12 protein-coding genes, 1 tRNA gene and 1 other annotated feature are annotated in these 10,946 nt (G+C 45.9%); of the genes, 5 read left to right on the top strand and 8 right to left on the bottom strand.

Annotated elements, in window-relative coordinates:
• The 4 genes from ACBR23_RS24815 to guaD form a co-directional block, all read left to right on the top strand.
• Positions 1–1,204, top strand: a 1,204-nt coding sequence (locus tag ACBR23_RS24815) for a CopG family transcriptional regulator (RefSeq protein ID WP_371125698.1), incomplete at its 5' end; no start/stop codon positions are given.
• 150 nt (positions 1,205–1,354) lie between these two features.
• A complete protein-coding gene (gene crtD, locus ACBR23_RS24810) occupies positions 1,355–2,944 on the top strand; it encodes a C-3',4' desaturase CrtD (RefSeq protein ID WP_371119797.1) in 1,590 nt (529 codons plus the stop codon).
• A 148-nt stretch (positions 2,945–3,092) separates the two neighbouring features.
• Positions 3,093–3,476 carry a solute carrier family 23 protein gene (locus ACBR23_RS24805; RefSeq protein ID WP_371116605.1) on the top strand — a complete coding sequence of 128 codons (384 nt, stop codon included), beginning with the start codon at positions 3,093–3,095 and terminating at the stop codon, positions 3,474–3,476.
• Positions 3,477–3,486: 10 nt separating this feature from the next.
• Positions 3,487–4,815, top strand: a complete 1,329-nt coding sequence (guaD, locus tag ACBR23_RS24800; protein ID WP_371116606.1) for a guanine deaminase — start codon at positions 3,487–3,489, stop codon at positions 4,813–4,815.
• A gap of 329 nt (positions 4,816–5,144) precedes the next feature.
• On the opposite strand, the gene rplL is transcribed toward guaD, so the two are convergent.
• The 8 genes from rplL to rplS form a co-directional block, all read right to left on the bottom strand.
• Positions 5,145–5,537, bottom strand: a complete 393-nt coding sequence (gene rplL / locus ACBR23_RS24795) for a 50S ribosomal protein L7/L12 (protein WP_340525229.1) — start codon at positions 5,535–5,537, stop codon at positions 5,145–5,147.
• 117 nt (positions 5,538–5,654) lie between these two features.
• Complete coding sequence (gene rplJ / locus ACBR23_RS24790) at positions 5,655–6,239, bottom strand: 50S ribosomal protein L10 (protein ID WP_371119788.1); 585 nt, start codon at positions 6,237–6,239, stop codon at positions 5,655–5,657.
• 32 nt (positions 6,240–6,271) lie between these two features.
• Positions 6,272–6,446, bottom strand: a sequence feature (ribosomal protein L10 leader region).
• Positions 6,447–6,482: 36 nt separating this feature from the next.
• A complete protein-coding gene (gene rplA, locus ACBR23_RS24785) occupies positions 6,483–7,196 on the bottom strand; it encodes a 50S ribosomal protein L1 (protein ID WP_341740183.1) in 714 nt (237 codons plus the stop codon).
• A gap of 298 nt (positions 7,197–7,494) precedes the next feature.
• On the bottom strand, positions 7,495–7,920 hold the full coding sequence (rplK, locus tag ACBR23_RS24780) for a 50S ribosomal protein L11 (protein ID WP_194061482.1): 426 nt from the start codon (positions 7,918–7,920) through the stop codon (positions 7,495–7,497).
• Between the two features lie 3 nt (positions 7,921–7,923).
• Positions 7,924–8,562 carry a transcription termination/antitermination protein NusG gene (nusG, locus tag ACBR23_RS24775; protein WP_341740182.1) on the bottom strand — a complete coding sequence of 213 codons (639 nt, stop codon included), beginning with the start codon at positions 8,560–8,562 and terminating at the stop codon, positions 7,924–7,926.
• Complete coding sequence (gene secE, locus ACBR23_RS24770; RefSeq protein WP_341732533.1) at positions 8,559–8,792, bottom strand: preprotein translocase subunit SecE; 234 nt, start codon at positions 8,790–8,792, stop codon at positions 8,559–8,561. The genes nusG and secE overlap by 4 nt, the downstream gene beginning before the upstream one ends.
• Before the next feature lie 413 nt (positions 8,793–9,205).
• Positions 9,206–9,278 (bottom strand) — tRNA-Trp (locus tag ACBR23_RS24765).
• Positions 9,279–9,409: 131 nt separating this feature from the next.
• Complete coding sequence (gene rplS / locus ACBR23_RS24760) at positions 9,410–9,793, bottom strand: 50S ribosomal protein L19 (RefSeq protein ID WP_340526073.1); 384 nt, start codon at positions 9,791–9,793, stop codon at positions 9,410–9,412.
• A gap of 67 nt (positions 9,794–9,860) precedes the next feature.
• Between rplS and ACBR23_RS24755 the strand changes: the two genes are divergently transcribed.
• On the top strand, positions 9,861–10,946 hold a 1,086-nt coding region (locus ACBR23_RS24755), incomplete at its 3' end, for an inorganic phosphate transporter (RefSeq protein ID WP_371125697.1).

Here is a 10,946-nt window from a genome sequence, read left to right as displayed (position 1 = left end):
GCAACAACAGTTGACAGAACGAGAAAACTCGATCGCTCAATTGCATTCTCAACTAGCAGAAAAGCAAAATATCGAACAACAGTTGCATCAGCAATTGTCAGAACGAGAAAACTCCCTCAACTCCTTGCATTCTCAATTAGCCGAAGCCAAGCAAAATTTGGAACAGCAATTGCAGCAACAGGAATCTTTACAACAACAGTTGACAGAACGAGAAAACTCGATCGCCCAATTGCATTCTCAACTAGCAGAAAAGCAAAATCTCGAACAACAGTTGCATCAGCAATTGTCAGAACGAGAAAACTCCCTCAACTCCTTGCATTCTCAATTAGCCGAAGCCAAGCAAAATTTGGAACAGCAATTGCAGCAACAGGAATCTTGGCAACAACAGTTGACAGAACGGGAAAACTCGATCGCCCAATTGGATGCTCAACTAGCCGAAACCCAAAATCTCGAACAACAGTTGCATCAGCAATTGTCAGAACGAGAAAACTCCCTCAACTCCTTGCATTCTCAATTAGCCGAAGCCAAGCAAAATTTGGAACAGCAATTGCAGCAACAGGAATTTTTGCAACAACAGTTGACAGAACGAGAAAACTCGATCGCTCAATTGCATTCTCAACTAGCAGAAAAGCAAAATATCGAACAACAGTTGCATCAGCAATTGTCAGAACGAGAAAACTCCCTCAACTCCTTGCATTCTCAATTAGCCGAAGCCAAGCAAAATTTGGAACAGCAATTGCAGCAACAGGAATCTTGGCAACAACAGTTGACAGAACGGGAAAACTCGATCGCCCAATTGCATTCTCAACTAGCCGAAACCCAAAATCTCGAACAACAGTTGCATCAGCAATTGTCAGAACGAGAAAACTCCCTCAACTCCTTGCATTCTCAATTAGCAGAAGCCAAGCAAAATCTGGAACAGCAATTAGCCGAAACTGTACCAAAGTCAAGTTACGAAAGTTTACTTGCTCAGTTATCGGAACGAGAAACCTCCATCCAGCACTTCCAACTTCAACTAACCAAGTTGCAAGCTTTGGAAAATCAATTGAGTCAAAGTTTGGCCAAACAGCGAAATTATGATGCTTTGCAGCAGCAGTCTCAAGAACAGATAAGAACCATCAAAGGTTTACGAGAACAGCTAGCCCAACAGCAACCTGTAGCTGGCATTGGAGAAGCTTATCTCAACAAGTGGCGCCGTCCATAATTTTGATTTAGCAAAAAAAATTACTGCGCGATCGCGTTGTCTGAACCCGGACCTCTTTGTTTAACAAATCGGGGTTTAGACATCGATCGCGTTTTACGTTTTTTTGCCAAATATGAGCATAATATTAAGAAATATTACAATAAATCAATTATGGTCAGCGATCGCACCCCTGTTGGCAAATCCCGCGTCACCGTCATCGGAGCCGGAATCGGCGGGCTCACAGCAGCAGCCCTACTAGCTCGCCGAGGATACAAAGTGCTAGTCTTAGACCAGGCGATCGTCCCTGGCGGATGCGCTTCCACCTTCAAACGCAAAGGCTTTACCTTCGATGTCGGCGCCACCCAAGTCGCAGGATTGGAACCCGGAGGAATTCACCACCGCATATTCTCCGAATTAAACATCGAACTCCCAGCCGCCACACCCTGCGATCCAGCCTGTGCCGTATTTTTACCAGGAGAAAGCACACCCATTAGCGTCTGGCGAGAACCCCAAAAATGGCAACAAGAAAGACAAAAACAGTTTCCCGGTAGCGAACCATTTTGGCAATTATTATCTACATTATTCCAAGCTAGCTGGAAATTTCAAGGACGCGATCCTGTTTTACCACCCAGAAACTTCTGGGATTTCTGGCAATTAACTAAAGCTGTTCGCCCCGATACTTTGATTACCTTACCTTTCACTTTCATGACAGTGGGAGATGCTTTGCGCCTTTGCGGATTGGGCGACAATTTGCGTCTGAAAACTTTTCTCGATTTGCAATTAAAATTGTATTCTCAAGTAGATACCGAAGAAACAGCCCTACTCTACGCAGCCACAGCTTTAGGAGTCTCCCAAGCACCACAAGGATTGTATCATCTACAAGGGAGTATGCAGGTATTGAGCGATCGACTCGTAGAAGCGATCGAACGAGACGGTGGCAAAGTCCTACTCCGTCACACAGTTGAAAGTATTATCACAGCCAACGGCAAAGCTACGGGTACAACTATTCGCAATCAAAAAACTGGCGAAATATGGACAGAAACCGCCGATGATATTGTCGCCAACGTCACCGCCCAAAATCTGGTAAAATTGTTAGAAACCAATTCAAACATCTCACCAGAAATCGCCGAATTATCGGATACAAAACTTACCCAATCTTCTGATGATAGCTTGCCACCTCAAATGAATGGCTACAAATATCGAGTCGATAAATTGCCACCAGCATCCGGCGCTTTTGTCATCTATTTAGGAGTGAAAGCAAGCGCAATTCCGCCAAACTGTCCGCCTCACCTTCAGTTTCTTTATGACTACGAAGGCGAAATAGGAGAGAATAATTCCTTGTTTGTTTCTGTCAGCCATCCGGGAGATGGTAGAGCACCAACGGGAATGGCCACGCTGATTGCTTCCTCCTTTACCGATACTAGAATGTGGTGGAATTGTGCAGATTATGAAGCTTTGAAGCAAAAATATACTACCGGGGCGATCGCCCGTTTGAGCGAATATTTCAATTTAACACCAGAGGCGATCGTCCATCAAGAATCAGCTACACCCCGCACCTTTGCGCGTTATACAGCCAGAGATAGAGGCATGGTAGGAGGCATCGGCCAGCGAATACCCACCTTCGGACCCTTCGGCTTTGCCAATCGTACACCGATTCAAAACCTCTGGTTAGTCGGCGACTCCACCCATCCCGGAGAAGGAACCGCCGGCGTCTCCTATTCTGCTTTAACAGTCGTGCGCCAAATGAACGCAGAATTTTAATCTATTAATGACAACAAAACCTGTAATTGCTTTTTTCAACGGTTTAATTCAATACAGAAAACCCAAAGTATATCCTCTAGATTTCATAGATTAAGTCCATCATTTATTCACACTACTCGATGTTCAAACTATTTTTGAGGAGCATTACATGAGCAAAACCGAAGTAGAAGTGCGGCCGCCATACGTATATAGAGGTTGGCAAGCAAAACTTGCCAATTACTTTAAGTTTAACTTCTACCGCACTAATTTCCGAACAGAAATTTTGGCTGGTGTCACCACCTTCATGACCATGGGATATATCCTGGTTGTGAATCCGATCATTCTCTCAAACGCCATATTTCTGGAAAAATCCGGTGATTTATTTTCTCAATTAGTCGTAGCCACTGCCATTGCCTCAGCAATCTCTACCTTTTGCATGGCAGTTTTTGCCAACTATCCCTTTGGACTGGCACCCGGAAAGCTCATCAAGTTCCTAGAGGTACTTGGATCATTGCTGGTATATTCATTGCTCGATTCATCTTTATGGCAGTGAGGTTTCATCAATGACTTTGAAAGCGTTTCGCAGTGCAATTTTAGATTTTGTTGACGATCCTTTTTATGTGTCTGAATCGGAGAGTGTTCGCTATATTCCAGACGGATTACTGGTTTTAGAACAGGGGAAGGTCAAAGAGCTTGGTGATTATGAGTTACTAAAAGAGCAGTATGTTGGGATTCCCATTGAGTCTTATCCCGATCGTCTCCTCTTGCCTGGATTCATCGATCTACATATTCATTTTCCTCAAACTGGAATTATTGGGGCCTATGGAGAACAACTCTTAGAATGGCTAGAGAAATATATTTTTCCCACCGAGCATAAATTCAAAGATAAAGCTTATTGCGATCGCGTGGCGCCAATTTTTATCGACCAATTATTACGCAATGGTACGACAACTGCCGTTGTACTAGGAGCTGTATTTCCAGAATCAGTAGATTCATTGTTTGAGGAATGCGATCGCAGAAATCTTCGCACGATCGTAGGTAAAGTGATGATGGATCGCCATGCTCCCGATTTTCTCTGTGATACAGCCGAGTCGTCTTACTACCAGAGCAGAGCGCTCATCGAAAAATGGCACGGCAAAAATCGCTTGCTCTATGCTGTCACGCCCCGATTTGCACCAACTTCAACCCCCCAACAACTAACCTACGCCCGCCAGCTTTTAAGCGAATTTCCAGACACCTATTTGCATACGCACCTCTCTGAGAACATGAAGGAAGTGGAATGGGTGCAACAACTGTTTCCAGACAGTCAGGGCTATCTGGATGTTTACGATCGATTTGGCTTGGTGGGAGAGCGCTCCATCTTTGCCCATTGCGTTCAATTAACCGATGCTGAATTCGATCGACTGGCTCAGGCAAAAGCCGCGATTGCATTCTGTCCAACTTCTAATTTGTTCTTGGGCAGCGGATTGTTTAATATCGAGCAAGCAACCGCCAAGCACGCACCAATTAAGCTTGGTTTAGCCACCGATGTCGGAGCTGGAACCAGTTTTTCATTGTTGCAAACTGCCAGTGAAGCTTACAAAGTAGCTCAACTTCAGCAGCAAAAGCTTTCACCGTTTCAAGCCATGTTCCTAGCCACACTCGGTGGAGCAAGAGCGCTAAAGCTGGAAGATAAAATCGGCAACTTTGATGTAGGTAAAGAAGCAGACTTTGTGATTCTCAATCCACGAGCAACTCCAGTTATGGCGTTTAGAAACGAGCAAAACAATGAGCAGATGACACCAATCACCATAGAAGAATTAGGGGAGCAGCTATTCAGTACGATCGTCTTAGGCGACGACCGAACAATTGTAGCAACCTATGTTATGGGTGAACTTGTCCATGCTCAATAATATCAAATCCTCTCTTCTCTCCCTCTGTGTCCTCTGTGTTCTCTGTGGTTAAATCATTCCTATACAACGCTCAACAATATAAACGGAAAAAATGCGACTCGGTGACTATTTTAAATATCAGTCCTGTCATTCACAAAAAATCCTCAGTCTTGATGTAAAGACTGAGGTCTGATACCAAATCCGGGTTAAAAACCCCCTTTATTTCTTAGTCCGCGGAGGCGGACTTCGTTTTTGTAGTAGCGGTTTCAACCGCCGAATCATAGAGGGGGTAACAAGGCAGGATTTGGTCTGATAGCGACAGGTTTAAACCCGTCAGCTATACTCTATTACTATTTGACAGATACCTTTGCGCCCACAGCTTCAAGCTGTTTCTTCATTTCTTCAGCAGCTTCCTTAGCAATAGCTTCCTTAACTGCTTTCGGTGCGGCTTCTACCAAGTCTTTCGCTTCTTTCAAGCCCAAACCGGTAATCGCGCGGACTTCCTTGAGGATGGCAATTTTCTTGTCAGCAGGAACTTCTTCCAACATGACAGTAAATTCGGTTTGCTCTTCTACTTCTTCAGCAGCAGCTCCACCACCCATACCAGGCATCATCATCATGCCGCCGACAGGAGCAGCAGCGCTCACGCCGAAAGCTTCTTCGATTTGCTTCACCAACTCAGATGCTTCGAGCAAAGTCAAAGACTTAAGTTTTTCCAAGATTTCATCAGTTGCAGTAGACATTTGTTGAACTCCTAATTCGATTTGATTAATTGTCAGTTGTTAGTTGTCAGTTGTCAGTTGTGAATTTTAAGTTCAAGATTTATTAATTCAAAACTCAAAATTCAAAACCAAAACTATTTAAGCAGATACGCTTTCAGCTTCTGCTTCAGGTTGTGCTTCTGCTGCTACTTCTGCTGAATCGCCGTCTTTTTCAGCATAAGCTTTGAGACCGCGAGCGATCGAAGTAGGAACTTGATTGATACCCACAGCCAGCTTGGTAGCCACACCGTTGATAGCACCAGCAATTTGAGCCATGAGTTGTTCTTTCGACGGCAAATCGGCTAATGCCTTAACATCAGCTTCTTTCAGTACCCGTCCTTCCATCACGCCGCCGCGAAGTTCAGTCTTTTTCGAGACTTTTTGGAATTCTTGGTAAGCTTTAATCGCGCCGCCGATATCTTCTTGCACGAACAGAAACGCTGACGTACCAGTCAGCAATTCCTGCATCGGCTGCCAGGTTTTGTCGCCTTCAACCGCAATTCGCATCAGCGTGTTTTTTGCCACTTGGCAACTGCTGCCTTTCGGACGCAAACGCCGACGCAAATCTGTGATTTCAGCCACAGTTAAACCTTTGTAGTCGATCGCGATTACCAGTTGAGATTCGCTCAAGGTTTGCTTGAGGTCTGCAATAATCTCATTTTTTACTGCTAAACTTTTGCCCATACTTATTTCACCTCCTTTAAGGATGATCGAAAACTGACAATCAAAAACCCCGACCTGGGAGCCGGGGCAGAGAATTAAAAATTAAGAATAAAGAATTAAAAATAGTCACTTTTAAATCTTTCTATCCTGAGTTTTTAGTTCTTCAGCCTCGGCAGGAAATTAAGCGCGATCTGCACCTGCGGTCTTCAGCTTATTGATTTTGGATTAGGCTTTGACGAGAGAGCACAGAAATTAGTATTCTTTCTAGCCAGCATCAAGTTTAGTATCACGCAGGACGCTGATATCGACTTCGATCGACGGGCCCATTGTTGCGGATACATACAAACTCCGCCAGTAGCGACCTTTTGCACCAGAAGGACGGTTGCGGTCAACAGTTTCTTGCAAAGCATGAAGGTTAACCAGCAAATCTTCTGCTGAAAAAGCAGCCTTGCCAAACATAACATGAACGATGCCGGTTTTATCGGCACGGAATTCCATCTTACCACCTTTGAACTCGTTGATCGCCTGAGCAACGTCAGCAGTCACCGTCCCACCTTTGGGAGAAGGCATCAAACCGCGAGGGCCAAGCAATCGACCCAATTTTGCCACCAAGGGCATCACGTCTGGAGTCGCAATGAGGCAATCAAAATCCATCATGCCTTTCTGAATTTCCTCGATCAACTCTTCAGAACCAGCAATATCTGCACCAGCATTCAGGGCTTCTTTAACTTTTTCGCCCTTAGCAATCACCGCAACTCTGACTACTTGACCAGTTCCTTTGGGTAACGACACAGTTGTCCGCAACTGCTGGTCAGTATATTTTGGGTCAATTCCTAGACGGATGTGAGCTTCAGCCGACTCAGCAAACTTGGCTGTAGCTGTTTCTTTCAAAAGTTCCAGAGCTTCTAGTGGTAGATAGGCTCTTTCTTCAACTTTCTTTTGCAGTTCTTGCAGTCTTCGCGATACTTTCTTGACCATTTTGATTTTTTGGGGTATGTCGATTGTAGATTGTAGATTTTAGATTTTAGATTGAACTTGTCAGCCAATCCGATATCTAAAATTTGTTCGATTCCTAGCGAAGCTTTGCTTCTCCCCCTGAATCGAACGATTTTGGATTTTAGATTTTGGATTAAAGAATTGAAGATTTTACCTTCACAATCAGGAATTACTGCCGACTATCAACTATCAACTGTCAACTATCAACTGACCCTTCGACTACGCTCAGGGAACTGCAACTATCAACTGTCAACTGCCAACTGTCAACTGTCACCTGACTTCAATCCGCGATCGCCACGCCCATATTCTTAGCCGTTCCAGCCACAATTTTCATGGCCGCCTCAACATCATTAGCATTAAGGTCAGGCATTTTTGTTTCCGCAATTTCTCGCAGTTGAGCTTGGGTAATCTTGCCTACTTGCTTGCGATTAGGTTCTCCCGAACCTTTTGCAATCCCAGCCGCTTTTTGAATCAAAACCGACGCCGGCGGGGTTTTGAGAATAAACGTAAAACTGCGGTCTTCAAAAACCGAAATTTCTACTGGAACCACTAAACCCGCTTGGTCTGCGGTTCTAGCATTGTACTCCTTGCAAAACATCATGATATTGACGCCATGCTGACCCAAGGCCGGGCCGATGGGAGGAGCTGGGTTGGCTTTTCCCGCCGTAATCGCCAACTTAATTACTGCAACAACTTTCTTTGCCATTAGTTAGTTCTGTTTCTGAACCTGATTGAACTCTAATTCTACAGGCGTATCGCGCCCAAAAATCGAGAGTAAAACTTTGAGCTTGTTCCGTTCCGGGCTAACTTCAATCACATCACCTTCAAAATCCTTAAATGGCCCGGAAAGTACCACAACGTGGTCTCCTGTTGCCATCGATACTTTGACAACTGGTTCTGATTCCTGAGCATTTCTGAAGATCCGTTCTACTTCTGAGTGACTCAGAGGTAGCGGTTTGACGTGACCCCTGCCGCGCCCGTAGCGGCGTTTTTGCTCTGCCCCGACAAAGTTAATTACGTTCGGGGTATTTTTGATCACCTGCCACGTATCCTCGTCCATAAACATACGGATGAGTACATAGCCGGGAAAGATTTTTTCGTCTGACTGCCGTCTGGAACCGTCTTTACCGACTTTGATCGCCGGAGTTTGCGGAATTTCCACTTGAACAATGCGATCGGCAACATCCAAAGTTTGAATCCGCTGCTGTAAGTTTGCCTTCACCCGCTTTTCACAGCCGGAAGCAACCTGAACAGCATACCAGCGAGCCACGATCGCCGGAACCTCTGGCGAGCCTTTTTCTGCGGTGGTTTCTGTGGAATACTCAGATTCTTCTGATGCAAAAGTCATGGTCCAAACACCTTTGCTGCGCCCCAGTTAAAGAAGTTATCCACCAAGTAGATCAGGCTTGCTGAGAGGATTACCATCAAAAGCACTGCCAAAGACTCGCTGATTAGCTGCTGGCGACTCGGCCAAACCACCTTATCGAGTTCTTCTCTCGTTTCCTTAAAAAAACCCGCAGGGTCAAACCCAGGCGCTGTTATTTCTTGAGTTTCTTGAGCTTCGTCTTTTTTTGCCACAATTGAATCCCCCTTGCGATTTCAGATTTTAGATTTTAGATTTTAGATTGTGTCAGTGGCGATCGGGTCTCAGATTTTTTGACACTAACCACTTAGCCCAATTTCCATCTCAAATCTAAAGCAACCACTTGACAAGCCAAATCTATCTGAGCTTGACATTCCCCGACAATCAGGCGCGGGGATTCTTGGTTCAACGAAACCACTTAACCTAGATTCCTGCCGTCATCTAGATTAGACGTGGGATTCTCCCCAAGCGTTAATTCGGGTCTGCCCTACCCTATTTGCATTGCTGCAAGTCCTGATTTTTGCGAACCGCCCACAAAAATTAATTCTACCCAAAAGCTTGAGATTTCCGCTGTTACCAGCTAATAATCCGGGCGCTTTCGGGCAGAATTTAAGTTTTGGTGATTCAGCGCGCCCTGGAGGACTTGAACCCCCGACATCAGGTTTTGGAGACCTGCGTTCTACCAACTGAACTAAGAGCGCACAGGTGAGGTTGCGAATATTTGCTTAACCTCTAGAATTTTATTCTAACACAGTGCGCTCGTAAATTGGAAACTTTTTTTTAAAATTTAGCAATTTCCAATTTCTGAATGGGGAATAGCCTGAGTGCATTCCTAAAGAGAGCGATCGAAGCGCTGTTTGACGCGGGTAGCTTTGCCCACCCGATCGCGCAGGTAGTACAGCTTGGCTCTGCGGACTTTCCCGCGTCGCATCACTTGGATCGTGGCAATCCGGGGCGAGTGAATCAAAAACACCCGTTCTACACCCACACCCTGAAATACACGGCGCACAGTAATAGTTTCATTAATTCCGCCGTTACGCATGGCAATCACAGTGCCTTCGTAGGGCTGAACCCGTTCTTTATTGCCCTCTTTAATTTTCACTCCGACTCGCACTGTGTCGCCGACGTAAATTTCGGGGAGCACTTTGCTGAGTTCTACCTTGACTCTATCTATTTCTTCCATCTCCAGGGAGCGGATTATTTCTGCGCCTTTCATAAGATTTTCCAAAACTCACAATCCCTTATCATATATCGAACTGCCAGTTTTATGTCAAAAAAACTTTATGTTAAATATTTCTGTGGGCGAAATTCTGCCCCTGTTGGCGATCGCAGCACTAGCTTTGTACGTCGCGGCCAATTTGGGTGCTAACGATGTCGCTAACTCCATGGGAACATCGGTAGGCTCAAAAGCGCTAACGCTCAAGCAGGCAATAATTGTGGCTGGCATACTGGAATTCACAGGTGCGGTGCTTTTCGGCAAAGGAGTTTCCGAAACTCTGGCAACGGGAGTAGTAAATCCAGAAGTATTTGCCAGGGAGCCCCAAGTATTTTTAATCGGGATGGTGTCAGTGCTAGCAGCTTGTGGTTTATGGCTGCAAATCGCTACCCGTCTGGGTTTACCAGTTTCTTCATCTCATGCGGTTGTAGGTGCGATCGCCGGTTTTAGCTGGGTAGCTGCGGGCATTGGTGCTGTTGACTGGGTAACTATCGGGACTATTTCCCTAACTTGGCTGGCGACACCATTCGCCAGTGGTGCTTTAGCCGCCATATTTTACAGTTTAGTCAAGTATTCGATGCTCGATCGACCCGACCCTCTAGATCGAATGCGCGAATGGATACCTTGGCTGAGTACAGCAATGCTGAGCATATTTGGGGTCATTGTATTGCCCTCTGTTGTTGATGTGGCCTTTGTGCAGACAGGAATTTTGGCCCAAATCCACCACAGATTTGGCTGGAATATTCCAGTACAGGATGTGACGATTGGCCTTGGGGCGATCGCAACTATGGTTTTGACCCAAACTAGCTGGCAAAAATTAGCATCAGCAGGAACTCCCGTTGAGGGGAAGCAAGAGGGAACTCCCCCCTACCCCCCCCAAGGGGGGAAGCAAGAAGGAACTCCCTTTGGGGGGAATCAAGAGGGAACCCCCCCCTACCCCCCCCAAGGGGGGAATCAAGAAGGAACTCCCTTTGGGGGGAATCAAGAAGGAACCCCCCCCTACCCCCCCCTTGGGGGGAATCAAGAGGGAACTCCCGTTGGGGGGAAGCAAGAGGGAACCCCCCCCTACCCCCCCCAAGGGGGGAAGCAAGAAGGAACTCCCTTTGGGGGGAATCAAGAGGGAACCCCCCCCTACCCCCCCCTTGGGGGGAAT

It is taken from the genome of Microcoleus sp., assembly GCF_041354475.1.
GTDB lineage: Bacteria > Cyanobacteriota > Cyanobacteriia > Cyanobacteriales > Microcoleaceae > Microcoleus.
Note: the sequence above shows the minus strand (reverse complement) of the source record. Positions and strands in the feature narration are given on the sequence as shown.